This is a genomic window from Streptomyces sp. LUP30, assembly GCF_001746365.1.
In the GTDB taxonomy this organism is placed as follows: Bacteria; Actinomycetota; Actinomycetes; order Streptomycetales; family Streptomycetaceae; genus Streptomyces.
Genome location: NZ_MJAJ01000001.1, coordinates 205,629 through 228,255 on the forward strand (window position 1 = coordinate 205,629; position 22,627 = coordinate 228,255).

At 69.0% G+C, this 22,627-nt stretch carries 24 protein-coding genes and 5 pseudogenes; 10 read left to right on the forward strand and 19 right to left on the reverse strand.

Going from position 1 to position 22,627, the window contains the following annotated elements; all coding sequences use genetic code 11:
• Positions 1-119: 119 nt before the first annotated feature.
• The 4 genes and pseudogenes from BG482_RS00920 to BG482_RS00930 all read right to left on the reverse strand — a co-directional run bounded on the left by BG482_RS00920 (position 120) and on the right by BG482_RS00930 (position 2,418).
• Entirely contained in the window at positions 120-1,301 is a 1,182-nt protein-coding gene (locus BG482_RS00920) for a serine hydrolase (RefSeq protein WP_069766846.1), read from the reverse strand.
• 355 nt (positions 1,302-1,656) lie between these two features.
• Positions 1,657-1,836: an MmcQ/YjbR family DNA-binding protein gene (locus BG482_RS44760; RefSeq protein ID WP_256096178.1), complete on the reverse strand. Its 180-nt coding sequence runs from the start codon at positions 1,834-1,836 to the stop codon at positions 1,657-1,659.
• A gap of 46 nt (positions 1,837-1,882) precedes the next feature.
• Positions 1,883-2,026: pseudogene (locus BG482_RS45950) on the reverse strand (MmcQ/YjbR family DNA-binding protein); the annotation flags it as partial.
• Positions 2,023-2,418, reverse strand: coding sequence for an MmcQ/YjbR family DNA-binding protein (locus tag BG482_RS00930; RefSeq protein WP_069766847.1), 396 nt, complete (start codon positions 2,416-2,418; stop codon positions 2,023-2,025). The gene BG482_RS00930 and the pseudogene BG482_RS45950, both read right to left, overlap by 4 nt.
• 22 nt (positions 2,419-2,440) lie before the next feature.
• On the opposite strand from BG482_RS00930, the gene BG482_RS00935 reads away from it, so the two are divergent.
• The 4 genes and pseudogenes from BG482_RS00935 to BG482_RS00950 all read left to right on the forward strand — a co-directional run bounded on the left by BG482_RS00935 (position 2,441) and on the right by BG482_RS00950 (position 5,424).
• Positions 2,441-3,145, forward strand: coding sequence for a transposase (locus tag BG482_RS00935; protein WP_256096172.1), 705 nt, complete (start codon positions 2,441-2,443; stop codon positions 3,143-3,145).
• A gap of 111 nt (positions 3,146-3,256) precedes the next feature.
• A complete protein-coding gene (locus BG482_RS00940; RefSeq protein WP_256096145.1) occupies positions 3,257-3,769 on the forward strand; it encodes a signal peptidase II in 513 nt (170 codons plus the stop codon).
• A gap of 174 nt (positions 3,770-3,943) precedes the next feature.
• Positions 3,944-4,282, forward strand: a pseudogene (locus BG482_RS00945) (response regulator transcription factor); the annotation flags it as partial.
• Positions 4,279-5,424: pseudogene (locus tag BG482_RS00950) on the forward strand (sensor histidine kinase). The pseudogenes BG482_RS00945 and BG482_RS00950, both read left to right, overlap by 4 nt.
• A gap of 33 nt (positions 5,425-5,457) precedes the next feature.
• On the opposite strand, the pseudogene BG482_RS45955 reads toward BG482_RS00950, so the two are convergent.
• The 3 genes and pseudogenes from BG482_RS45955 to BG482_RS00965 all read right to left on the reverse strand — a co-directional run.
• Positions 5,458-5,730, reverse strand: a pseudogene (locus BG482_RS45955) (IS5/IS1182 family transposase); the annotation flags it as partial.
• A 105-nt stretch (positions 5,731-5,835) separates the two neighbouring features.
• A complete protein-coding gene (locus BG482_RS00960) occupies positions 5,836-6,705 on the reverse strand; it encodes an SDR family NAD(P)-dependent oxidoreductase (protein WP_069766849.1) in 870 nt (289 codons plus the stop codon).
• Positions 6,706-6,833: 128 nt separating this feature from the next.
• Complete coding sequence (locus BG482_RS00965; RefSeq protein WP_256096146.1) at positions 6,834-7,427, reverse strand: TetR/AcrR family transcriptional regulator; 594 nt, start codon at positions 7,425-7,427, stop codon at positions 6,834-6,836.
• A gap of 2,290 nt (positions 7,428-9,717) precedes the next feature.
• On the opposite strand from BG482_RS00965, the gene BG482_RS43315 reads away from it, so the two are divergent.
• Genes BG482_RS43315 through BG482_RS00980 form a run of 3 tightly spaced genes read left to right on the forward strand, consistent with a single transcriptional unit; the run spans position 9,718 to position 10,617 of the window.
• The gene (locus BG482_RS43315; RefSeq protein ID WP_141746515.1) at positions 9,718-10,074 is read left to right on the forward strand and encodes a hypothetical protein; all 357 of its coding nucleotides are present in this window, start codon (positions 9,718-9,720) and stop codon (positions 10,072-10,074) included.
• Between the two features lie 40 nt (positions 10,075-10,114).
• The gene (locus BG482_RS43670) at positions 10,115-10,261 is read left to right on the forward strand and encodes a hypothetical protein (protein WP_176741276.1); all 147 of its coding nucleotides are present in this window, start codon (positions 10,115-10,117) and stop codon (positions 10,259-10,261) included.
• On the forward strand, positions 10,258-10,617 hold the full coding sequence (locus BG482_RS00980) for a hypothetical protein (RefSeq protein WP_069766853.1): 360 nt from the start codon (positions 10,258-10,260) through the stop codon (positions 10,615-10,617). Before BG482_RS43670 ends, BG482_RS00980 begins: the two co-directional genes overlap by 4 nt.
• Before the next feature lie 106 nt (positions 10,618-10,723).
• On the opposite strand, the gene BG482_RS00985 is transcribed toward BG482_RS00980, so the two are convergent.
• The 4 genes from BG482_RS00985 to BG482_RS01000 all read right to left on the reverse strand — a co-directional run bounded on the left by BG482_RS00985 (position 10,724) and on the right by BG482_RS01000 (position 13,180).
• Entirely contained in the window at positions 10,724-10,984 is a 261-nt protein-coding gene (locus BG482_RS00985; protein WP_069766854.1) for a hypothetical protein, read from the reverse strand.
• Complete coding sequence (locus tag BG482_RS00990) at positions 10,981-11,277, reverse strand: DUF6247 family protein (protein WP_069766855.1); 297 nt, start codon at positions 11,275-11,277, stop codon at positions 10,981-10,983. The genes BG482_RS00985 and BG482_RS00990 overlap by 4 nt, the downstream gene beginning before the upstream one ends.
• Positions 11,278-11,369: 92 nt before the next feature.
• Positions 11,370-11,555, reverse strand: coding sequence for a hypothetical protein (locus tag BG482_RS00995; RefSeq protein WP_069766856.1), 186 nt, complete (start codon positions 11,553-11,555; stop codon positions 11,370-11,372).
• Between the two features lie 194 nt (positions 11,556-11,749).
• Entirely contained in the window at positions 11,750-13,180 is a 1,431-nt protein-coding gene (locus tag BG482_RS01000; protein WP_069766857.1) for an FAD-dependent monooxygenase, read from the reverse strand.
• Between the two features lie 115 nt (positions 13,181-13,295).
• On the opposite strand from BG482_RS01000, the gene BG482_RS01005 reads away from it, so the two are divergent.
• Complete coding sequence (locus tag BG482_RS01005) at positions 13,296-14,261, forward strand: Lrp/AsnC family transcriptional regulator (RefSeq protein WP_069766858.1); 966 nt, start codon at positions 13,296-13,298, stop codon at positions 14,259-14,261.
• A 694-nt stretch (positions 14,262-14,955) separates the two neighbouring features.
• Here the strand turns inward: BG482_RS01005 and BG482_RS01015 are convergent.
• The 4 genes and pseudogenes from BG482_RS01015 to BG482_RS01030 form a co-directional block, all read right to left on the reverse strand.
• Positions 14,956-15,666: a TetR/AcrR family transcriptional regulator gene (locus tag BG482_RS01015; protein ID WP_069766860.1), complete on the reverse strand. Its 711-nt coding sequence runs from the start codon at positions 15,664-15,666 to the stop codon at positions 14,956-14,958.
• Positions 15,667-15,706: 40 nt separating this feature from the next.
• Positions 15,707-16,462 (reverse strand): SDR family oxidoreductase, encoded by a 756-nt coding sequence (locus BG482_RS01020; RefSeq protein ID WP_069766861.1) that lies wholly within the window; start codon positions 16,460-16,462, stop codon positions 15,707-15,709.
• A gap of 156 nt (positions 16,463-16,618) precedes the next feature.
• Positions 16,619-16,987, reverse strand: a complete 369-nt coding sequence (locus BG482_RS01025) for an MmcQ/YjbR family DNA-binding protein (protein WP_069766862.1) — start codon at positions 16,985-16,987, stop codon at positions 16,619-16,621.
• Positions 16,984-17,142: pseudogene (locus BG482_RS01030) on the reverse strand (MmcQ/YjbR family DNA-binding protein); the annotation flags it as partial. The gene BG482_RS01025 and the pseudogene BG482_RS01030, both read right to left, overlap by 4 nt.
• A 124-nt stretch (positions 17,143-17,266) precedes the next feature.
• On the opposite strand from BG482_RS01030, the gene BG482_RS01035 reads away from it, so the two are divergent.
• The gene (locus tag BG482_RS01035; protein WP_069766863.1) at positions 17,267-18,199 is read left to right on the forward strand and encodes an AraC family transcriptional regulator; all 933 of its coding nucleotides are present in this window, start codon (positions 17,267-17,269) and stop codon (positions 18,197-18,199) included.
• A gap of 332 nt (positions 18,200-18,531) precedes the next feature.
• Here the strand turns inward: BG482_RS01035 and BG482_RS01040 are convergent, their stop codons facing one another.
• Positions 18,532-19,149, reverse strand: a complete 618-nt coding sequence (locus BG482_RS01040; RefSeq protein ID WP_069766864.1) for a TetR family transcriptional regulator — start codon at positions 19,147-19,149, stop codon at positions 18,532-18,534.
• Positions 19,150-19,273: 124 nt separating this feature from the next.
• On the opposite strand from BG482_RS01040, the gene BG482_RS01045 reads away from it, so the two are divergent.
• The gene (locus BG482_RS01045) at positions 19,274-20,266 is read left to right on the forward strand and encodes an aldo/keto reductase (protein WP_069766865.1); all 993 of its coding nucleotides are present in this window, start codon (positions 19,274-19,276) and stop codon (positions 20,264-20,266) included.
• A 45-nt stretch (positions 20,267-20,311) separates the two neighbouring features.
• Here the strand turns inward: BG482_RS01045 and BG482_RS01050 are convergent, their stop codons facing one another.
• The 3 genes from BG482_RS01050 to BG482_RS01055 are packed head-to-tail and all read right to left on the reverse strand — an operon-like array spanning position 20,312 to position 22,466.
• Positions 20,312-21,676: a replication-associated recombination protein A gene (locus tag BG482_RS01050; RefSeq protein ID WP_079141481.1), complete on the reverse strand. Its 1,365-nt coding sequence runs from the start codon at positions 21,674-21,676 to the stop codon at positions 20,312-20,314.
• A gap of 43 nt (positions 21,677-21,719) precedes the next feature.
• Positions 21,720-22,034: an MmcQ/YjbR family DNA-binding protein gene (locus tag BG482_RS40215; RefSeq protein WP_079141482.1), complete on the reverse strand. Its 315-nt coding sequence runs from the start codon at positions 22,032-22,034 to the stop codon at positions 21,720-21,722.
• A 36-nt stretch (positions 22,035-22,070) separates the two neighbouring features.
• Positions 22,071-22,466, reverse strand: coding sequence for an MmcQ/YjbR family DNA-binding protein (locus BG482_RS01055; protein ID WP_069766866.1), 396 nt, complete (start codon positions 22,464-22,466; stop codon positions 22,071-22,073).
• Positions 22,467-22,627: the final 161 nt, after the last annotated feature.

Below are 22,627 nucleotides of genomic sequence, written 5' to 3' on the forward strand. Positions count from 1 at the left end.
ACGGACCATCGCCCGGGTGAGCCGAAAAGGGACCATGAGAGGCAAGGGGGTGCGCAGTGCGGGTCTGCGACACCGGCGGAGCGCCGCGAGCTCGCCGCCCACAGCGACGACACCTCCCCTCACGGGGTGCTGGCGTCCCTGGCGCACAGTGCGTGGTCGATCAGGGCGCTGGCCGCGTTCTCCTGCTCCAGTATGTGCTCCTTGGTGTCGCCGCGGGCCTCGGACATGGAGACCACAGCGCTTCGACGCCCGTCATCGGTGACGCCGTTGAGGGTGATGTAGCCGCCGTCCCCGCCTTCATGGCTCCAGTAGGTTCCTCCGCATCCCAGGGGGCGTTCGACCAAGCCGAGTCCGTATCGGCCCTTGGGCCACAGCTCTTGGACCTCCGCGCTCACGGGGACGGTCTGCTTCATTTTGGCCAGCTGCTGTGCCGGTAGCAGGCGGCCGTCGAGCAGCGCGCGGAAGAAGCGGTTCTCATCCCGCGTGGTCGTGACCCACGAAAGGTTCTCGTAGTCCACCGGTATCTGGTCGGTGACATTCACCCGGGAACCGGGGCCGAAGAGCTGGTAAGCCTGGGCGTGGGGCCGAGGCAGGGTGGGCGAGGTGCCCATCCACCGGGTCTGGTCGAGGCCCAGCGGGCGCAGGACGCGGCGTTCGATCTCTTGATGAGCGGGGTGACCGGTAGCCTTCTGGATGATCATGTCGAGCAGGACGTAGCCCGTGTTGGAGTACGCCCAGCCCTTGCCGGGCCGGAACTCCTCCGGCTCATGGGCCATGGCGAGGTCGACCAGCTGCTCGGGTTCGTAGATGTTGTGGCGCTGCTGGTAGTACTCCTTCGGCGTGGTGTATCCCGGCAGGGCGTCCCGGATGCCGCTGGTGTGCTGGAGCAGGTGGCGGATGGTGATCCGGCTGCCGTCGTTGCCGTTGCCCCGCACCACTCCGGGCAGCCAGTGGTCGACCGTGTCGTCCAGGGACAGCCTGCCCTCGGCCTCCATCTGGAGGACCACGGTGGCGACCATCGTCTTGGACGTGCTGGCCATGCGGAAGTAGCCGCCGGAAGAGACCGGGCGGCCGGTGTTCAGGTCGGCGGTACCGCTGGCGGCGACCGACTGCCGACCGTCCGGCGCGACCACGCGGGCCTGCACACCGCTCACACCGAGGGCGTGGATCGCCTTGGTGTCCCGGCGTAACTGCACAGGGGAGTGACCGGCGGGCTGAGCGATGGCGGGGACCACCTCGGCGGTGAGCAGCGTAGCGAGACCGAGTGCCATGACCAGGTGCTTTCTCAGAGTCGAAGTCATGGTTGGACGCTAGTTTCGCCCCCCACCGGGGCGCGATCCGGCGCACCCCAAGACCGGAACGGGGGATACCCCCCCAGCGCGGGCCGTCGCCAGTCTGGCGTAGCACTGCCGAGCGCAGTGTGACGTTCGCGAATCGAACACCACGGAGCGGTCCCGCCGTCAGACGGGACCGCTCTCTTGTCGAAGGAGCCGCAACCGCGACCGTTACCTTAATCCGGAAAGGCCTGCGCTCTTACAGAAATTGCTGGTCACAGGGTCCAACAACTCGGACGCGACGTCGTGATGGAGCACATGCACGCCCACCTCCCCCGCGGGCATCTCAAGGACTCGCCGTCAGCGGGGAAGCTCGCGGTGCTCATCGGGCACCGGGGTGATCGTGTCGCGACAGCCGCTCGGCGACGAGGTCGTAGGAACCCTCGACCGCGTCAGTGACGAGACGCTCGGTGATGCCGGGTCCCGCCCTCAGCGAGATCCAGTGGCGCTTGTCGAGATAGCGGCCCGGTGTGATCGAGGCGTAGCCGCGTTCTTGCCGCACGGGCGTGTTGGGGTTCGCACTTGACCGTGATGATCTGTTCGTCCGGGTCGTCGGTGACGATGAGGAACACCTTGCCCGCGACCTTGTACACGTCGAGGTCGGGGGTGAAGGGGCGGCCGTGGCTGACGTCGGGGAGGGCCAGGGCCGCCTGGCGGGCTGCGTCCTGAAGCCGGTCACCGGCCGCACTCACCGGGCCGCCCGCGTGCCGGTGCCGTAGGTGTGCGGGTCGACAGGCCGCTCGGCCCTGGGCAGGTGGGCGACGACGAGCCGGTAGGAGTCGGTGACGAGTTCCCTGACGAGTTCCTCGTCAACGCCTTCTCCGCTCTCCAGGGTGATCCAGTGCTTCTTGTTCATGTGGTAGCCGGGGGTGATGTGGCTGTACTGCTCCCGCAGGGCATGGGCTTCACCGGGGTCCGTCTTGAGGATCACGACGGGCCGCCCCGGGACTTCGGTCATCAGCATGAACACCTTGCCGCGCACCTTGAAGACCTCCCAGTCCGGGCCGAAGGGGTGCTCCAGCTGGGCTCCGGGAAGTTCCTCCGCGTAGTCGGCGGCAGTCTTGTGCAAGGCCGATCCGTTCAGGGGGCGTTGCCTCTCTCAGGTGGTGACGGGGTGCGGCATCGAAGGACGCGGAGGGCACGCGCGCGGTCGCGGCGGCACGTCCCATCCTTCCGTCGAAGCCGACGAGAAGGGCGGTAGTCTGCGGACACGTGATGGTCGACAAGCGACACCCCGACGAGAGCGGAACCGCGGCCGGATCGACCGCAGTTCCGCTGTACGGTTTCCAGCCCCGGTCGGCACTCCGTACGGCAAGGCCTGGCGCCCTGCCGGCAGGCCCCGCCGCCTGCGGGCGACCTACAACCGTTACGCCGGGGTGATGCACATGCTCGCCGCCCTCGACCTGGCCATGGGCAAGGTCTACTACCGGATCCGCGAGCGCAAACGGTGGCGCGAGTTCCTCGGCCTGCTCAAGGCCCTGCGAGAGCGCTGGCCTGGGGAGAGCTCTACATCGTGCTCGATAACTTCTCCCCCGCACCGGCACGCTGAGGTACGCACCTGGGCCGCCGACAACGACGTCGAACTGGTCTTCCTGCCGACCTACGGATCCTGGCTGAACTGGATCGAATCCGAGTTCGCAGCTCTGCGCTACTTCGCGCTGAACGGCACCGATCATCGCACCCACGGCGAGCAGAACGCCGCCATCGCCGCCTACATCCGCTGGTGGAACAGCCGGGCCGAGCCGAAGACTCGCTTCGCGCCCCAGTCATCGATCCGGCAGTGGACCGAATACCCGGCCAAGGCTGCATGACAAGCCACGAGCTCAGCCGATTGCCCCACGGCGGCAACGTGCACCTTGCCACGGCGAAGGGGCCGATAGTCTCAGGGAATCCTGGTTCGGATATCGCTACGCACGGAGGCCATGATGATGCGGCTGGCGCGGGGTTCAAGCCGACTGTACGGCGTGATGCTCATACTGGCGGCGGTAGTCCTGCTCGCGGACCAGCTCACCAAACTGTGGGCGGTCTCCGCGCTGACCGACGGCGAGCGCGTCGCCGTGATCCCGCATCTGATCCACTTCCGGCTGCTGTACAACCCTGGCGCCGCGTTCTCCATAGGCATCGAGGCGACATGGGTGTTCACCCTGGCAACGGCAGCGGCAGTGGTCGGCATTCTCTACACCGCACGCCGACTGGCCTCGGCGGCCTGGGCGCTCGTGCTGGGCGCGCTGCTCGGCGGTGCGGTATCCCACCTGGGCGACCGACTCTTCCGCGAGCCCGGCCTGGGCCGCGGGCATGTTGTGGACTTCATCGACTACGGCCCGTTCGTTGGTAACGTCGCCGACATCGCGCTCGTCTGCGGGTGCGCTGGGTTGGTGCTGCTCAGCCTGCGTACTGTGCAACTCGCTAAGGTGCCGGGCGAAGAATCCGCCTAGCCTCCCTGTTTCGCTTCGAGTGGCTGAGCCGGTCTGAGCTCGTGTGCAGTGGTGGTTCGGCTGCTTTTCGTCGGCGGGCATGGCTGTGGCCCGACGCGCGGGTCGGGTGCTCCAGGGTTCCTCGGGTGGTGAGCGGGCAAGGGCGCTGTCATGCTTCACGTGGCTGGCCGGGGCAGGGCTGTGAGGCCTGGCGGGGTGGTCATGTCCCCGAAAGCCTCGCGGGCTCTGCTGCGCGGCCATCCGGGGACGGACACGCCCCAGGGCGCGGACGTGGCCCGCGTGAACCTGCTCACCGACCGCGAACGGGACGTCCTCGTCCTGATCGCGGAAGGCCTGTCCAACGCCGACATCGGCACCCGCATCCATCCGAGCGCGGGCACCGTCAAAGACCACGTCAGCTCGATCCTGACCAAGCTCCGGGTCTCCAGCCGCGTCCAGGCGGCGCTCCTCGCGGAGCGGGCCGGACTGCTCCGCGACGACGGCGCCTACACGGCACGGGGCAACGCGCGATGAGCACGGGTCGGGCACTGTGGCGGCGGACGCCGCCCGGGCCGTCGACGTGGGCCTCGTCGTGCTCGCCGCGCTCGACGCCTGGATCAACCTCGACGACGAGGCGACACCACTCATGTGGGCCTGCGCCGCCCTCGGCAGCGCCGGACTGCTCCTGCGCAGGCGCTTCCCGCTCGCCGTCTTCCTGCTGACACTGCCCATGCTGCTGTTCATGGACGTGGGAGTCGCGCCGATCACCGCGCTGTACACACTGGCCGCGCGCACCCGCAACCGCCCGCTGCTGGCTGGCTGCGCCCTGCTGAACGCGGCGGCGAGCACTCTCGCCTGGCCCCTGACCGACACGTTTGCCGGCGACCGCACCTGGACGCTCATCCAGTTCGTCTACACGCTGGCCATGGCCTTCGCCCCGATCCTGTGCGGCCAGCTCATGCAGTCCAGACGCGACGTGGCCCGCCGGCTCGTCGAGGTCAAGGAGGTCCGCGAACACGAACGCGCTCTGTACGCCCAGACCGTCCTGGCCCGCGAACGCGCCCAACTGGCCCGCGAGATGCACGACGTCGTCTCCCACCAGGTCAGCCTCATCGCCGTACAGGCCGGGGTCCTGCAGGTCGCCACCAAGGACCCCGACGCCCGCGACGCGGCCCGCACCATCCGCACCCTGAGCGTGAACACCCTCGACGAACTCCGCCACATGGTCACCCTGCTGCGCGCCTCCGGCGGCAAGGAAACCGAACTCACCCCCGCCCACCCTCGCCGACCTCCAGCAGCTGATCGCCAACAGCGGCACAGAGACCACCCTGACCGGCGGGCTCCCGCCCGGCATCAGCACAACCGCCCGGCGCACCGTCTACCGCACGGTCCAGGAAGCCCTCACGAACGTACGCAAGCACGCCCCCGGCGCCCGCGCCGAGGTACGCCTGTGGCACGGCACGCAGCACTTCGGCGTCACCGTCACCAACACCGCCCCCACCCGCCCGTCCGTCGCCCTGCCCAGCGCCCGGCACGGCCTGATCGGCCTGAGAGAACGCGCCGAACTGCTCGGCGGCGCCCTCATCGCCGAACCCACGCCACACGGCGGATACAAGATCGAACTACCGGCCCCCACCCAGCTCGCCTGCGCCGTCGTTGCGCCTCGATCCAAGTGAGCGTTTGATTCTCGTTTGCCTGTTTCATTTGGCTTAAGTGTCGCGCCAGTTGGGGGTGGCTTCGTTGGTGAGGCGGCGGGTCATGAGGCTGATGGCGACGAGTTGGATCATGGCGGCCGATCGGTGGGGGTGGGTTTCGTAGTCGCGGGCCGGGCAGCGGCGGTGCATGTGCGAGCCGAGGGTGCGTTCGATGACCCAGCGGCGGGGCTGGACGTGGAATCCGCGGGTTGCGGGGGCACGCTGGACTATAGCGAGGCCGATGCCGAGGTGGGCGGCGTGTACGACGGCTTTGGTCTTGTAGCCGCTGTGAACTGCCCCGTGCACTTGACCAGTTGCCGGTGCATATCGGCATGGGAGTCGGGTTGCGGGCCGTTCGGTGACGGAAGCGGCGGGGATACCGGCCCCGCCGCCTCACACGGGTGCCAGTCTGCGGCTGAGCCTGAGGACGTTCTCGAGGGCCCGTGGGTCTTCGGCGCCGCGCGGCAGGGGAACCGGCACGGTCTCGGGCCCGATGAGTATCCCGGTCCGCCCGTCGAGGGAGGCATCAGTGGCGGCGAAGACGGACGACCGGGCGGCCACGGAGGCAGGGGCGGCCGTGGAACGTTCGAACTTGCGGCGCACCAGTGGCCACAGAAGACGCAGCGGCGGGGAGACGATCTTCGGTGAGGTCATGGTGCCGCTCGTCATTGCGGTCGCTGCTCCGCCGGGGTCCGCGGCGAAGACCGCCACCTGGCTGCCGCGAAGGCGCTCGGCCAGATCAAGGGTGTAGATCAGGTGGGCGAGCTTGGCCCGCCCGTACCAGTGGAAGCCGTAGTAGCCGCCCGGCGGTTCCACGGAATCGAAGGTGCGCTTGGCCAGGCCGACCGCGCCGGAGGTGACGTTGACGATCCGGCCCGGTGCGCCCGCTCGCAACTGCTCCAGAAGCAGTTCGGTCAACAAGTACGGCGAGAGATGGTTGACGGCGAAGGACGCCTCGACACCGTCGACGCTCTGGCGGCGCCACTCGAACATGGCGCCGACGTTGTTCACGAGCACCCGCAAGGGACCCTCGGTGGCCAATTGCGCGGCCAGGGCCCGTACCTCTTGCAGTGAGGCGAGGTCGGCCGCCACGAAGCGTGGCGCCGCTGCGGTCGCGACCGACGCCACTTCCTCGACGGCGCGCGCACCGCGCTCGGCGTTTCGGCCGACGACAGTGACGGCATACCCGCGCTCCGCAAGCCCTTTCGCCGTCTCCAGGCCGATGCCTCCGGTACCGGCCGTTACTACTGCTCGCGCGCTCATGGATCTGCTCCCTGCATGGCGACAAAGAATCGGATACTTATCCGTTTTTTCGTGGGCATGCTACAGCAACCGGATTGGTATCCGTTTATGGGGATGGCCGCGGAGGGACGCTGGACGGCTGCCGCCCGTCAGCGCGGCGGGCGGAGCCCTTCCAGCAGAACCCCGAGATACAGCTCGCGGCGCTCCCCGTCCCCGGAACGCACCGCGTGCTCCACACCGCACAGCAGGCGGCGTACATCGTCCGCCTCGATGCCGCTCCGGATCGTGCCGGCCAGCCGGGCCCGGTCGAGCAACACGGCTAGCGCTTCATCGAGCTCGGCCTTCATCTCCGAGGTCTGGGCGCGCTCACCGCCCGCCGACGACAGCACGCTCGCGAAGTCGGTATCGTCCAGCGCGAGGTCGAGCGTGAACCGCAGCAGTCCGCGCAGCCCCTCCTGCGGGTCCTCAGCCGAGGATGCTGCCCGAGCCTGCTCCACCAGTTCCCGGAAGCGTTCAACCGAGAGCGCCTCGATCAGTGCGTGGCGGTCGGGGAAGTGGCGGTAAACCGTGCCGACGCCCACCCCGGCGAGCCGGGCGATGAGGTTCAGCTGCAGCGAGTTGTCACCACCGGCAACCTGCTCGCGGGCGACCTGCAGAATCCGGGCCCGATTGCGCGCGGCATCGGGCCGCAGTCCCGCCCTCTGCCCCGATCTCGCCGCCACGTTGCCAGCATAGGCGCGCACCCCGCCATCCGAGTCATCCGGGCCTCTGCTGGCGCATCCTCCGTACCGCAGGAGGCCTCGGACAGCCCGCCTGCCGCAGGAGGGGTGTGCCCCGGGTGCGCGCCAAACGGGCAATGAGTCGCTGAGGACCCGGGCCGTCACCCGTTCGGCTCGGCATCGCCGGTGGTGACGTTGCCCATCGTCTCGGGGCCCGGCGTGGCTTGCGACCTTGATCGGGCGAACCGCAGATCCGCGCTGCAAGCGGCTGATTACCGCACATGAACCCCACCTGGTCCACTCGCCGACTCGCGATGACCCGGACTGGGCGACCGCGGCGACGGACAAGTGGCAGCTCGCTCGACCCACCCCACGGCCGTCTCCTTAGCCAGCACCAGCCGACAGAGTCCAGCGAACGAGGCGCGACGTCGCCTTACTCGCTGGTGTCTGCTTCGGGCCGGGGCTGCGCAAGTGTCGTGCTTTCCAACCGATGACTCCGCACGTAAGGAGCATGATGCGCGGCCAGCCCCATGGCGCATCTACGCCCACGTGTGGTCACTCGTTCGCGATCTCTCTATCGACATCCTCAGCGGAGCCTTCATCAGTCTTGTTGGCGCAGCGGCTCGACGAACGCGACTCCGACGAGCGGAACTTGGCCCAGCCGCCGTATCCGACGAAGCCGAATGACACCGGCACCGCTGGGCTTCGTCGCTGCCAGGCAGAACGTCAAGAGGCTCGTTGATGTCTGACGCCAGCCGCTGACACCGACAGGCACGAGCAACCGCGATCGACGCCGAACGCCAGCGGCCGGTCGGCTGAGGGCTCCAGCCGGTTGACCGACATCGCTGGTATCCCATGATCGACCTCGTAAGGATGAGGCCACAGGTTCGAATCCTGTCAGCCCCATCGGTTCGAAGGACCCCCAACCCATCGTGGTCGGGGACCTTCGCGTTGACGGTCCCTTGCCCAGGAGGCGGACGAAGACGGCCGATTCCTGCTGAAGGTGGGCCGACGGCAGACGGGATGGGAGCTGAGGTGAGTGGTAGGTGGGCGCGAATGGGATCATCACGCATGACACTGATGAAGTACATGACGAGCGCCAAGGATGAGCGATGGTGGATCCAGGGTCTCGGGCTCGCGGCCGCAGCGGTCTGGGCCGGCGCCCGCGCGTGGGGTAACGGACGACCGCCCCTACTGCGGGTGGGCTTCGGCGTAGCGGCGATCTGTTTTCTGGTTGCGCTTGCGGGACTCATCGTCGGCCAAGTTCGAGCAACCAGGCGAGGGCGCAGAGGTTTCGCGGATGGCACTGCCGCGCGCGAGCAGCAAGAGCCTTGATCGATGCGGCTACGAGGGTGCCAGAACGGACGGGGACTCGGGCATAGAGGTGCGCCAGGGTGCTTACCTCCCACGCCGCCAAGGCAGGGACTTCCCGGACAAACCTGCGATCCCCCAACCTCGCTCCTACAGCGGTGGTCAGTCTTCTGTGCTGTACAGCAGCGGAGTACAGCAACCACCGCGACCGTAGCCGGTCATCATCGACCGCACGCGCCCGGGTGACCAGGTGCGCAAACCTCAGCGACCGCCCCGCCCGTAGTCCGCATCGAGAGGCAGCCTGCCGCAACGCACGGACCACGCGGCCAGGCACAAGCCCCCACCAGCCGGGCCGTCTGTAGGCCGTCCGAGGCGGGCCGACGGTGACCGACGACGACAGGTGACGGATCGTCGCCGCAGGTGTTCAGGCGTGAAGGTGAGTTGAGGAAGGTCGGAGAAGGTCCCGCAAGCAAACCGGTACTATCGCACCCGCATTCGAAATGGCGTCGACTGGGTGGGAGCGGCAGTTTCGTGCGGGAGTTGAATCCTTACGACCTAAGCTATGTGCTTATGGCCGTGTGGGGCGCATACAGCCTCGCCATGGTGCTCATCTTGGGTCGGAAGGGCAGGCCGGCACCGGATCTGGCAGTCAAACTCCTTTTGGGGGCCGTTTGGCTGGCCTTCGCTGGACTTCAGCTCTACGTGCGCATCGTCGGCCACGCTCTCTAGCGGTTACGGGGCGCGGGCAACGACAGGCGGTCTGGCGTGGCGGAATACCACCCGGGCGTGTGGAGGAACTGCGCTCCCGCGGCCTGGGCAGCCCAGTCGTCGAGGCGCTCACCCTGGGAAACGGCCGCGCCTAGCTTCTGCGCACGGAAACCAAGGATGCAGTGGTCAGGTGCGATGCGGCCGATCACCATCCGGCCCGGGAGAGGGCGGAGATCCCCCAGGTCTACGCCCGTACGCGCGGCGGCGGCCGTCGTCCAGGGGACAGCAGCACCCTGTGCCCGAGCCCGCCGTCATCCAGCGACGGGTCCGCCACGAGCCGCCCGTCGTCGGCGAAGGAGAGGACCGCCTCGATCCGCTCAATGATCTGATCCCGGCCGTGATCCGCAAGCTGCCCGGCTTCGAACTGGCCGACCCCGCACAGGTACCGATGGTCACCGGCGTCCTCATGGCCGCGGCCATGGGCATGGACACCGTGGCCTGGCGCGACCAGTTCGGGACGATCCCGCCTGGTCGAACAGTCCGGCGCCACCGACCTGCTCATGCGGGAGACCTTCAACTTCATGGCTGCCGACGCCGGCTGACGGGCCCCGCCTCGCAGAACGCCTTGCCAACCTTGCCCTGCCGACCGTGAGGGCCGGCCGATGCCCACCACAGCTTCCAGGAGAAGTGCGATGCCCAAGAAGGCTGGCACCGACAACCCGTACGGCTACGACCCGAAGACCGACACCGTCCAGGTCGGGCGGCACGACCTGGAGCGAGTGCTGCTGATGTTCCGTTCACTGGTCCGCAACAGGAACCTGGCAGCTGGGACCACATGAGGGACTGGGACTACGACCTGTCCTTCGAACGACTCGCCGACGCCGCCGACGCCGCTGCTCAGGCCCGGCATGGTGCCCGCTGGGAGGGCCCTGACCTCCGGATGCGCTGCACCACCACCGAGCCCGTCTACGACTGGCCGGACGGCGCCCCCTACGACGGCGGGACGCCCGTCACGTGGAACGTTCCGGGCTACGGTTCCCACGCCACCGGCGAAAACTCCAGGGGCATGCCCATCTCGCTGTGTGGCTTCCGATGGTCGAAGGAGGAAGGCCGCCCCGTGAGCGGCTTGCCGGACTGCCGCGAATGCCTCCGCGAAGTCCAGCTCGGTGCCGAGCGGCCCCGCGGCAACTGGTGAGCAGCAGCCACACGTTGCCGCCCGGGTGACACGGCCGTGTCTTCGATGCGAAACGGTCCGGCCCCGGCAGCTGCAATGCCGGGACCGGACCGTTGTCACCTGATGGCTACCCGATCCAGATGACGTCCAGGACGGACAGGTTCCGGGTGAGCCGGTTGATCACGTAGACGACGGACAGCTGGCCGACAGAGGCGGAGCGGACGTCCTCGCCTTCCGGGTCGCCGGTGTTCCACTGGGGCCAGCCCCACGGGGAGCGCACCGCGATGTCCAGGACGTCGCGGACCGTCTCCTTCGCGTGCTCCGGGAACTCGGTGAGCGTCTTCGCGGCCTGCGGGGACAGACGCACTGCCCACGGCTGATCAGTCACTGGCGGGCACCGAGGACGTCGGCCAGGTCCACGAAGCCGGTTTCATCCCGGCCCGAGTCGATGTACGCGTCGACGGCTGGGGCCGCGGCGAGGCGCAGCTGCCAGGTGCGCACGACGTCGTGCAGGGGGGTGAGGCTGTAGGTGTGGCGGGAGTCCTCCAGGGCCTTCGCCCAGTCCCGCTCGAAGGCCGGCGCCCAGGTGTCGGCGCGGCGGTCGGCGCGCAGCTGGGCGAGCAACTGGGCGGCGGCGGCCGGGGCCGGCGGGGCGGGGGCTTCCTCGGGCTGCGCGCTCATCGGATCCTCCTGGCGGGTCGTATCGCCACCGTACGCGCGGTGCGGGGCGGTGGGGGCGGATATACGGTGATCCCTTCCCGTACTGTTGGGTGTCAGTCGACGCCGTAGTCGAAAACGTCTTCGTCGGTGTAGTCCTCGAGGATCTCGCCGACGGCCTCGCGCAGCCGCTGGGCGATCTCGTCAGCCACCTCGGGGCTGCACACGATCTGGCAGCCGATGTTGCGGAAGCCGGGATCGTCGTCGGCCGGTGCCTCTTCGGCGGTGTCCGTCAGCGCCACTCCAGCTCCTTCTAGTCAGAGGCTTCTTCCTCCAGTCGCTGGTATTCGTCTGAGGCTTTGCGGTTCGCCTCGCGTTCCGCGTTGTTCTTCGGGTTCGGGAACGGGTAATTGAGCCGAAGCACGATAGTTGTCACCACTGGCGCCCACTGATGGGCCACTTGCCTCTCCACGACGCCGGCTTCCCGAACGTCGGCTCAGCGGGGCTCGCCGAACCAGCGGTCGAGCGCCGGTTCCAGATCATCCGCGCCCGCCCAGCACACGTAGCCGTCCGGCCGGATGAGCATCGGCTCGGTGTCGGCGCCCTGGCCCACCCGGTCCACCCGGTCCGACCAGCGGCCGACGATGCTGGCGAACGTGTCGACCGGGTCCAGCAGGATGCCGTGCCCGGACCGCAGCAGTTCGTGCACCCGGGCCGGGCCGAGGTCCAGGTCCGGTGCGGGCCGGCCGACGAGCGGATGGGTTTCGGTGCCCGGCATCGGGTAGCGGATGGCCATCCCGGACATCAGGTCGGTGAGATAGTGCTGGACGTCCGGCAGTTGGGCCATGGCCGTGAAGACCTCCCGGGCGGCCAGCACGTCCGGATCACGGGTGCCGGCCCAGTCCATCAGCAGGCTCTGTGCCCGGACGTTGCGCAATACGGCGGCCCCAGCCGGATGCCGTTCCACGTGATACGTGTCGAGCAGGTTCTCCGGTGCCCAGCCGTGCACGGCGGCGCCGAGCTTCCAACCGAGGTTGAGTGCGTCCTGCATTCCGGTGTTCATGCCCTGCGCGCCGAGCGGAAGGTGGACATGGGCGGCATCGCCCGCCAGGAACACTCGCTTGTGCCGGTACTGCTCGACCTGCCGGGACGCGTTGGTGATACGGCGGGCGTAGCGCAGTTCCAGCAGGTGTACCCGCGTGCCGAACACGGTGCTCAGGCCGTGGCGGATTTCGTCCTCGGTGACCGGGGTCTCCCTGGGCAGTGACTGGCCCGGCCCGCCGAGGACCAGTCGGCGCAGTTGCCTGCCCTGCGGATCGGTGCCGAGCGGGAACAGTGCCGCCCAGTGCCCGTCCTCGTTCCAGGTGTGCGACGTGGACGGATCGACGCCGCTCAGCCGCACGTCGGCGGCGGTGATCGTCAACGTACCGGGCTGACCGGGGAACCCGGCCCGCAGTAGCGACCGTACGGTGCTGTGGGCTCCGTCGGCGGCGACGAGGTAACGGGAGCGGAGGGTGGCGCCGTTGGTGAAGGTCGCGGTGACCCCGTTGTCGTCCTGGGCAAGGCCGGCCAGTTCGTGGTTCCTCCGCGCCTTAAGGCCGTGCGCGGCGAGGTGCTGCTCGAAGAATCCCTCGATCGCCACCTGCGGCACGGACCGCCATGGCAGACGGTGCCGGTGGAGCGGGAGTGGGACACCAGCGAAGTGGCCAGTGGTGACGGGGTGATCTCCGGTGGCCAGCAACGGCTCCAGCAGCCCTCGTTGGTCGAGCGCCTCCAGGGTGCGGGACTGCACGCCGCCTGCCTTGGACAGGTCGCTGCGCTGCGACAGCTTGTCGACCAGTACGGTCGACACCCCCGCCAGCAGCAGCTCGTTGGCCAGCGTCATTCCGGTCGGGCCGGCGCCGACGATGAGCACATCGGTGTCCATGGACTCTCCTCTGGCTGTGTCGATCAGGACAGAGGCAACGCTCCGTCGGCCGAGCCGCCCGAGCCAGAAACTGGCCCGATTGCACTGATATCTGACACCGTCTACCCTCGGCTCGGTGGAATCCGACTACGACGAGCTGGATCGTCGGCTCGTGCACGCCCTGCAGATCGACGGCCGTGCCCCGTTCAGCACCATCGCCGAGGTTCTTCGCGTGTCGGATCGCACCATCGCCCGCCGGTACGCCCGGTTGCGGTCGGCCGGGGCGATACGGGTGCTGGGCGGGGTCGACCCCACCGCGCTGGGCGCCATCCTGTGGTTCCTGCGGGTGCGATGTGCGCCCGCCGCGTCGCTCCAGGTCGCCGAGGCGCTGGCCAGACGCCCCGACACTTCCTGGGTGAGCCTCAGCTCCGGCGGCACCGAGATCACCTGCGTGGTCCGTACCGAGAGCGAGGCGGACAGCGAGGCACTGCTGCTGGCCAAACTCCCCCGCACCCCGCGCGTGGAGGGCGTGACCGCGCACTCCGTGCTGCACGCCTTCTACGGCGGCCCGGACAACCTGGTCGGAAAACTCGGGTCGCTGGACGCGGAGGCGATCGAGCGACTGCGCCCGCCCCCAGTGCCGCATCGACGGGGACCGGTACGGCTCGACGACGGTGACCGCAAGCTCCTCGCCCTGCTCGCCACCGACGGCCGGGCCGGGTTCGAGCAGTTGGCCGCGGCGACCGGCTGGTCGCCTACGACGGTCCGGCGCCGGATGACGGAGCTGCGCGAACACGGCCTGCTCTATCTCGACATCGACGTCGACTGGCGCATGTTCGGCGTGAACGCCCGAACCCTGCTCTGGCTCTCGGTCGTCCCTGCACACCTGGAGGAAGCCGGTCAGGCGCTGGCCGGGCACCCGGAGATCGCGTTCGCCGCCGCCACGACCGGCCCGACGAACCTATACGCGAGCGTGGTGTGCACGAACCAACGGGAGCTGTTCCGGTACCTGACCACCCGGGTCGCCGCTCTCCCAGCCATCACACACATCGAAACGGCACCAGTGATCAGGACCCTCAAGCAAGCAGCGAACCAGACATAACAACCGACCAGCCCCCTGCATCCGTCCGATCCCTGGAGCGGTACGCCCGTCCCGGCGTCGACTCGGTCGCCCGGCACCTCGCCGAACGCGACCCCGCTGCACGTCGCCGCACGTAAATCCGAACGGATCAGGTCTACAAGATCATCCCGTTGCCCTTTTGGCGCGTATCTCGGTCACACCCCTACGAAGGGATGGACGACCGGCCGCGTTTGCCCCCGGGGTCTCAGGGCGGGTTTTGGTAGGTGGCGGCCCGGACCCTCAGCCGGGACGGCGATCCGGTCAAGGGAGCCGGGTGAGCTCGGCCATATGGGAGTATGCCGCCGGAGCGGGCCAGCCAGACACGGAGTTGCGGCTTCCGGTGCGCGTCTGGCGGCCTTGGAGCGTCGCGGCTGCTCTCGTCCGCCTCTACGCCCTCCCCCTGACCCGCATCGTCGAACTCACCGACGATCACATTCACCACGACCAAGGGCATACCTACCTGACGGTCAACCACCATCCCTTCGTGCTCCCGCCGAAGCTCGCCCGCCTCGTTGACGATCAGCTCCAGCACGGCTCCCGGCACAGCGGCACTGCCGGGTGCAGATACCTCTTGCCCGGTCACAGCCCTGGGCGCCCGCGCAACCCCCTCGCCCTTGCTGACACCCTGAGGCACCACGGTCTGCCCGCCCGCGCAGCACGGAACACCGCCATGAGATCAGGATCCGGTGCGATAGCGGGTGAGCATGAGGGCGACGGCTTCGTCCACGATGGCGGCGTCGGTGGGGTCGGGCGGGATGAAGTCGGTCCGTACGAGTTGAGGCCACAGGAGCTGGCTGCAGATCATGCCGAGGAACTGTTCGGCCACTGCGGATGCCGGCTGTGGTTGTCCGTCGGCCGAGCGGAAGTCGAGTGTGCCGGCCTGTGCTTCGGCGTCCAGGTAGTCGCGGAGCCGGTCGAAGAAGGGTCCGCGGTCGATGGCGAAGCCCGTGCCGACGATGTCGGCGAGTTCCGGCATCTGGGGAAGTTCGGTGATGATGAGGCGGCACAGTGCGGCCGTGCCGGGCCGCGCGACCAGGCAGGCGTAGTCGCGGCCGATGTGGTCCAGACCGTACCGGGGGTCACCGGGCGGGGGCGGTTCGGCGTACTCCACGTCCAGCTGCCACTGTTCGGAGGTGACGGCCGCGAACAGCGCAGCCTTGGACGGATACCGCTTGAAGAGGGTGCCGGTGGAGACGCGGGCCTCCTTCGCGATCTGGGCGAGGGAGGTCTTGTCGTATCCCCGGGCGAGGAAGAGGTCGCGGGCGGCGCGGATGATGCGCGCGCGGTTCTCCGCTTTGATCTGCGCGTGATACCCGGCTTTGGTCTGCGCGTCATGCCCGGCCTGGCGCGAATCGCCACCGGTTGCCGCTCGGTCCGCCACCGACATACCCACGCCCCTCACCCGTCTCCCGGCCGCATCCTCGCTGTCAGAGGACGGTCTGGCCGCCATCCAGGATAAGGTCCTGGCCCACGGTGAAGGCGGACGCATCAGAGGCCAGGTACACGACGGCTTCCGCGACCTCCCCCGGCATACCCATGCGTTCCAGCGGGATGCCGGAGCTGATCGCCTCCAGAACCGCCGCCTGCTGCGCTGGGTCCTCGATCCCGAGCTTGGAATACAGCGGGGTGTTCACCGGACCGGGGCTGATCGCGTTGAACCGGATGCCGTGCGACTTGAGCAGGTCCGCGTTCCACGACCGCATCAGGGAGCCGACAGCCGCCTTCGTCGCAGCGTAGGCGTTCGACTGCCCGTAGCCGCCGTGCGCGCTGTTTGACGCGTTGAGGATGACCGAGGACGAGTTGGACAGCACGGGCACCAGGGCCTGCGTGAGAAAGAAGACGCTCTTGACGTTGATGTCGAAGAGCCGGTCGAAACTGTCCTCCGTGTGGTCCTCGAACGGCCGCCAGTCGGAGACGCCGGCGTTCAGGAACGCGACGTCCAGCTGCCCGAAGTGCTCACGCACCTGCTTGGCCAGGCCGCGCTGCGCATCGAGATCGCGTGCGTCAGCCTGCACCACCGGCACCTTGTCGCCGAGGATCTGCCGCGCTCTGTCGATGCTGGCCGGGGTGACGCCTGTGACCAGTACGTCGGCCCCCTCCGCGATAAAACGCTGCGCGGTCTCAAGACCGATCCCGCTCGTGCCGCCGGTGATGAGGGCGCGCTTGCCCGCAAGACGATTCATGGTGGTTGTTCCTTGCCGAGTCGAAAGATAAGTCGATGAACTTACCTCTTGAACGTAGCCCCCGCACCACCCATAAGGCAAGTCGATCCACTTACCATTGGACACTCCTGGCCGGTCGCCGACCCGGCTCGCCGTTCGCGGGGAAGCTCCCGGTGCTCATCGGGCACTGGGGCGGTCACGTCGCGGCAGCCGCTCGGCGACCAGGTCGTAGGAGTCCTCGACCGCCTCGGTGATCAGCCGCTCGGTGATGCCGACCCCCGGACCCAGTGAGATCCAGTGGCGCTTGTCGAGATAGCGGCCCGGTGTGATCGAGGCGTAGCCGCGTTCCTGCGCACGGGCGTGCTCGGGTTCGCACTTCACGGTGATGATCTGTTCGTCCGGGTCGTCGGTGACGATCAGGAACACCTTGCCCGCGACCTTGTACACGTCGAGGTCGGGGGTGAAGGGGCGGCCGTGGCTGACGTCGGGGAGGGCGAGGGCCGCCTTGCGTGCGGTGTCCTGGAGACGGTCACCGGCCGCGCTCACCGGGCCGCCCGCGTGCCGGTGCCGTAGGTGTGCGGGCCGACAGGCCGCTCGGCCTTGGGCAGGTGGGCCACGACGAGCCGGTAGGAGTCGGTGACGAGCTCCCCGCTCTCCACGGTGATCCAGTGCTTCTTGTTCATGTGGTACCCGGGGGAGATGTGGCCCTTCTCGGGTGGTGACGGTGAGGGGCATCGAAGGAGGCGGAGGGCGCGCTGCGCGGGCGCGGCGGCACGTCCCATCCTTCCGTGAGAGCCGACCGGAAGAGCGTTAAGCTGCGGACACATGATGGTCGGCAAGCGACACCTTGACCCGAGCGGCAGCGCGGCCGGTGCGGTTCCGCTCTACGGTTTCCAGCCCCCGGTCGGCACTCCGTACGGCCTCGAGGTGAGTACCGTCGAGAACTTCTTCGCCGAGCACGACGACTGGCCATGGAACCCGCCCCGTCCGGGCCGTGCCACCTTCCACTACCTCATCGCGGTCACCGAGGGTGAGCTGCGGCACGACGTCGATCACGTCACGCGGACCGTCGGCCCCGGCCAGTGGCTGTGGGTGCGGCCCGGGCACGCGCAGTGCTGGCATCCGCCCGGCGCGGCCCGCGGCACATTCATCCTCTTCGAACCCGACGTACTGCGGCCCGACCTCGCCCGCCTCCTGGCCCCGCTCACCGCGCACGACGCCCCTGCCGTGCTCAGCCCGCACCCCGACGACACCGACTGGCTCCAGCAGACGGCACTCCAACTCCTGGACGAACACCGCGCACTGGGGCGGCGCCCCCTCGACATCCACCACGCCCTGCGGCGCAGCCTGCTCGAATCGCTGCTGCTGCGCCTGGCCAGCTCCCCGGGCATCGCCCCCACCGGCACGGCCACGACCGGCACCGGCCGCGCCGACAGGTACGGGCGCTTCCTGGACGCCTTGGAGCTGCACTTTCGCGAACTGCACCAAGCCGCGGACTACGCCGAACTGCTCGACTGCTCGGTCCGCACCCTCAGCCGTACCGCCCGGGACGCCACCGGCAAGCCGGTACGCGAACTCATCGACGAGCGGCGCCTCCTGGAAGCCCGGCGCCTGTTGGGAGCTGCCCGGTGGGATGCCCGGACGGTGGCAGTCCACCTCGGCTTCACCGATCCCGCGAACTTCGGCCGCTTCTTCCGCGACCGCACCGGCCTCACCCCGGCCGCCTTCGCGGCCCGCGCAGCAAGGACCGACGCGTGACGGAAGCGCGGCGGAGGCCCCGTGCCCGCCGGGAGGCGATGGCCCCCTTCGCCGTCGCGTGAACGCCCGATGGGAGCACGGGTGGAACGTCGGTGTTCGAGAGCTGCAGTATTCGCCCGCAGGGCGAGTGGCGAGTCGGCATCCGCCTTGCTCCGGTCGATCCGCCGGCGGTGCCGGCCCGGACAGCTCTCAGGAACCCCGCCCGCGCCCGGAAGAGAGCTGCGTCGATCGCTCTCCGTGGGCAGCCCGCCCTCTCCACGGAGCCTGCTACGGGCAGATGCGGGCGCGGTTCGGGGAATGTTCGGGCAGGGCTGCCGCCGGTCCGGGGGACCTCAGCTCGCTCGAGGGAAAAGCTGCTCGACAGCGGTCACCACCGCGGCGCGGCGGGCGGCGGTGGTGGGGTCCACGGCGTGTGCGGCGGCGGCCTCGCTGAGTTCGGGCTGCGACGCCCAGGTCATGGCGATCTGATTGACCAGGGCGAGGACGTCGGCCGGGTCCCAGGCGGGGTCGAGCTGTCCTGCCTGTTGGACCTGACGGAGCTGGTCGATTTTGCGGGCGATCACGGCCTGGGCGGGATCGTCGGAAACGGCTGCGGCGCCCGGCAGTTCGAGGCGGCCCCAGGCGATCAGGCGGTGGTGGTCTGGACGGGCGACAAAGTAGTCGAACAGGCGGCCCGCGTAGCCGGGGAGGTCGCGCGGGTCCATCTGGGTGGCCTCGGCGATGACGACGTACTCCCGTGCGGCGACGTCGGCGTAGAGCGCGTCTTTGCTGCGGAAGTAGGCATAGACGCGTTCTTTGCTGGTTCTGGCGAGCTTGGCGATGCGGTCCACGCGGGCGCCGGCGATGCCATGGCGGGCGAACTCCTCCATGGCAGCGGTGAGGATGCGCTCGCGCGTGGTGTCGCCGACGGCCGGCGCTGCGGTCCGGCCGGAGTCGCGGGACTGGGGCATGGCCCCAGGATAGAGCACCGAACCGTTTGGTTTGGCAGCTGGACGAGTGCCCCGTAGAGTCAAACGGAACAGTTCGGTTTGACCTCTGCGGGTGAAGCCGGCGAACTACTCAGGGAGTGAACTCATGCAGCACCGCAATCTGGGCTCTCAGGGTCTGCGCGTCTCGGCGCTCGGCCTGGGGACCATGGGCATGTCCATGGCTTACGGCGCCTCGAACGACGACGAGGGCATCGCGACCATCCACCGCGCCCATGAACTCGGGATCGACTTCTTCGACACCGCCGAGCTGTACGGCGCCGGTACCGGCAGCAACGAGATTCTCCTGGGCAAGGCAGTCCGCGACTTCCGCGACGAGGTGGTCCTCGCCACCAAGTTCGGCTTCGACATGACCGCCCCGGCGATCAGCCCCGCGTTCGACAGCCGCCCGGAAAACATCCGCAAGGTCGCCGAGAACAGCCTGCGCTACCTGCAGAGCGACCACATCGACCTCTTCTACCAGCACATCTCCGACCCCGCCGTTCCGGTCGAGGAGGTCGCCGGCGTGGTCGGCGACCTGATCACCGAAGGCAAGGTGAAGTACTTCGGCCTGAGCAACGTCGGCCCCCAGTACATCCGCCGGGCCCACGCCGTCACCCCGGTCTCCGTGCTCCAGTACGAGTACTCGCTTTTCGAGCGGGAGGTGGAGGAGAAGATCCTTCCCGTCCTGCGGGAACTCGGCATCGGCCTGGTGCCCTACTCCCCGCTCGGCCGCGGCTTCCTCACCAGCCAGGTCAAACCCGCCAGTGAATACCCCGCGGACGACATGCGCAGCTGGGACGAGCGCTGGCAGGGCGAGAACTACACGTACAACCTGCGCGCCACCGAACAGCTCAAGGATCTGGCCGGCACCAGGGGCATCACCACCGCTCAACTCGCGCTGGCCTGGCTGCTCGCCCAGGGCGAGGACGTCGCGCCCATTCCCGGCACCCGCAGCACCAAGCGCCTCGAGGAGAACGCCGGCGCCGCCGACGTCCAGCTCTCCGCCGCCGATCTGGCCCGCATCACTGAGATCCTTCCCCACGGCTCGGCAGGCAGCCGCCTCCCGGCCGCCGTACTGTCCAGCTTCACCACAGACTGACCGCGCCGACACAAGAGATGTTGGTCTTGGGCGGCCGATCCTGGCTCAGCCGGAGTCCGGGTGGCGCAGCCGGGCCCAGTGCTTCAGGCGGCGGCCGACCTCGGCCTCACGGCCGTGCTCGGTGGGCCGGTAGTAGGTCTCACGGCCCATGTCCTCGGGGAAGTATTCGGCGCCGGAGAAGCCGTCGGGGGCATCCGGGTCGTACTGGTAGCCCTTGCCGTAGCCGAGGTTCTTCATCAGCCGGGTGGGCGCGTTGAGGATGTGCGGCGGCGGCATGAGCGAGCCGGTACGGCGGGCGCTTTTGCCCGCGGCGCCGAAACCGCGGTAGACGGCGACGGACTTCGGGGCGGTGGCCAGGTAGACGACGGCCTGGGCAAGGGCGAGTTCCCCCTCGGGCGAGCCGAGCCGCTCGTACACGTCCCACGCGGCAAGGGCCTGCTGGACGGCGCTCGGGTCGGCCATGCCGACGTCCTCGCCTGCGAAGCGGACCAGCCGGCGGGCGATGAACAGCGGGTCCTCGCCGCCCTCCAGCATCCGCGCCAGCCAGTACAGGGCGGCGTCCGGGTCGCAGCCGCGCATCGCCTTGTGCAGCGCGGAGATCAGGTTGTAGTGGCCCTCCTGGGCCTTGTCGTACAGAGGGGCCCGCTGCTGCACCTGCCGGGCCAGCCCGGCCACGTCCAGCGGGCCGGTGCCGGCGGGGAGGGACTGGAGCTGCTCGGCCATGTTGAGCAGGTAGCGGCCGTCCCCGTCGGCCAGGGCGAGCAGGGCCTGTCGGGCCTCGCCGGTCAGCGGCAGCCGGCACCCGGTCAGCTCCTCGGCGCGGGTCGTGAGGGTCTGCAGAGCCTGCTCGTCGAGGCGTTTGAGGACGAAGACCCGGCTGCGCGAGAGCAGCGCGCCGTTCAGTTCGAAGCTCGGGTTCTCGGTGGTCGCGCCGACCAGGACGACCGTGCCGTCCTCCACGTAGGGCAGGAAGCTGTCCTGCTGGGCGCGGTTGAAGCGGTGGATCTCGTCGACGAACAACAGCGTCCCCCGCCCCCGGGCTCGGCGCTGCTCGGCGTCGCGGAACACCCGGCGCAGGTCGGCAACCCCGGAGAAGGTCGCCGACAGCGGGGCGAAGACCAGACCGGCGGCAGCGGCGAGGAGCCGGGCGATGGTGGTCTTCCCGCAGCCGGGCGGCCCCCACAGGACCATCGACACCAGATGCTGCCGCTCGACCATCCGCCCGATCGGCGCCTCATCGCCCAGCAGGTGCTCCTGGCCGACCACCTGGCCGAGGGTGCGCGGGCGCAGCCGGTCGGCGAGAGGACGTGAGAGGTCTTCGACGGCCGGCACGGTGGTGTCGCTCGCGCCGGCGCTGTCGGGGCCGGGATCGTCGTCGAACAGGGCGAGCGCGGGTTCGCTGTGGTCCATGGGGCTGGGCTTTCTGGCAGGTGATGGTGGTCGGGGCGGGCGGTCAGGTGCGGGCGGGCCGCAGGCTGCGGGGCGTCGAGTCGAGTGCCAGGTCGTAGGAGTCGGTGACCCAGTCCTCGACCAGGGCCGCGGTGATACCCCGGTCGCCGCCCACCGAGATCCGGTGCGTCTTGTCGAGGTTGCCCCCGGCGGTGATCGGGGGGTACTCCTCCTGCAGCCGCCACCCGTGTTCCGGCTCCGCCTTGCCTGGGATGATCCGCTCACCGGGATCGTCCGTGACGATCAGGAAGACCTTCCCGGCGACCTTGCGGGCGTCCGGCTTCTCGGTGAAGGGGCGGCTGCTTGTGGTGCCGGGCAGCGCCCGCGCGCGGGCGCTGCCACACCTCGGTGAGGGTCAGCGCGGGGCCCGGTCCCCCCGGGCGTACGTCGCCGGGTCCACCGGCCGCTGTGCTTTCGGGAGCCCCGCGACCACCAGCCGGTAGGAGTCGGTCACCAGCTCCTCGACCAGGCCGCGGTCGAGGGAGTCGCCACCGTGCAGGGTGATCCAGTGCCGCTTGTTCATGTGGTAACCGGGGGTGATCTCGGCGTGCTGCTCGCGCAGCGCCGTCGCCTCGTCGGGGGCGGACTTGAGGATCACCAACGGCTCCCCGGTGACGTCGGTCGTCAGCATGAAGACCTTGCCGCGCACCTTGTGCACGTCCCACTCCTCACCGAAGGGATGCTCCAGTGCGGTGCCGGGCAGGCCCTCGGCGCACTCGGCGGCTGTCTGCTGCAGCGTCTTTCCGTTTATGATGTTCAGCTCCTCAGCCCATGTATGACGGGACCCCAGCAGCGGCAGACCGCCGGTTCCGCGTCTCCAGCCCGTTCTCGCAGACGCTCACGAGGAGCCCCCTGCTTGCGACGCAGGGGTGCACCCATGCAGTTCGGCAAGGACCCGTGAACGTGACTTCC

What these genes read in the sequence shown, in the direction of transcription:
- BG482_RS43670 (WP_176741276.1), top strand. Translation starts at nt 10,115, where the DNA reads ATGCCCAAGAAGGCTGGCACCGACAACCCGTACGGCTACGACCCGAAG.
- BG482_RS00920 (WP_069766846.1), bottom strand. Translation starts at nt 1,301, where the DNA reads ATGACTTCGACTCTGAGAAAGCACCTGGTCATGGCACTCGGTCTCGCT.
- BG482_RS00960 (WP_069766849.1), bottom strand. Translation starts at nt 6,705, where the DNA reads ATGAGCGCGCGAGCAGTAGTAACGGCCGGTACCGGAGGCATCGGCCTG.
- BG482_RS01015 (WP_069766860.1), bottom strand. Translation starts at nt 15,666, where the DNA reads ATGTCGGTGGCGGACCGAGCGGCAACCGGTGGCGATTCGCGCCAGGCC.
- BG482_RS00940 (WP_256096145.1), top strand. Translation starts at nt 3,257, where the DNA reads ATGATGATGCGGCTGGCGCGGGGTTCAAGCCGACTGTACGGCGTGATG.
- BG482_RS01020 (WP_069766861.1), bottom strand. Translation starts at nt 16,462, where the DNA reads ATGAATCGTCTTGCGGGCAAGCGCGCCCTCATCACCGGCGGCACGAGC.
- BG482_RS01000 (WP_069766857.1), bottom strand. Translation starts at nt 13,180, where the DNA reads ATGGACACCGATGTGCTCATCGTCGGCGCCGGCCCGACCGGAATGACG.
- BG482_RS00980 (WP_069766853.1), top strand. Translation starts at nt 10,258, where the DNA reads ATGAGGGACTGGGACTACGACCTGTCCTTCGAACGACTCGCCGACGCC.
- BG482_RS01035 (WP_069766863.1), top strand. Translation starts at nt 17,267, where the DNA reads ATGATGGTCGGCAAGCGACACCTTGACCCGAGCGGCAGCGCGGCCGGT.
- BG482_RS01045 (WP_069766865.1), top strand. Translation starts at nt 19,274, where the DNA reads ATGCAGCACCGCAATCTGGGCTCTCAGGGTCTGCGCGTCTCGGCGCTC.
- BG482_RS01040 (WP_069766864.1), bottom strand. Translation starts at nt 19,149, where the DNA reads ATGCCCCAGTCCCGCGACTCCGGCCGGACCGCAGCGCCGGCCGTCGGC.
- BG482_RS00990 (WP_069766855.1), bottom strand. Translation starts at nt 11,277, where the DNA reads ATGAGCGCGCAGCCCGAGGAAGCCCCCGCCCCGCCGGCCCCGGCCGCC.
- BG482_RS01050 (WP_079141481.1), bottom strand. Translation starts at nt 21,676, where the DNA reads ATGGACCACAGCGAACCCGCGCTCGCCCTGTTCGACGACGATCCCGGC.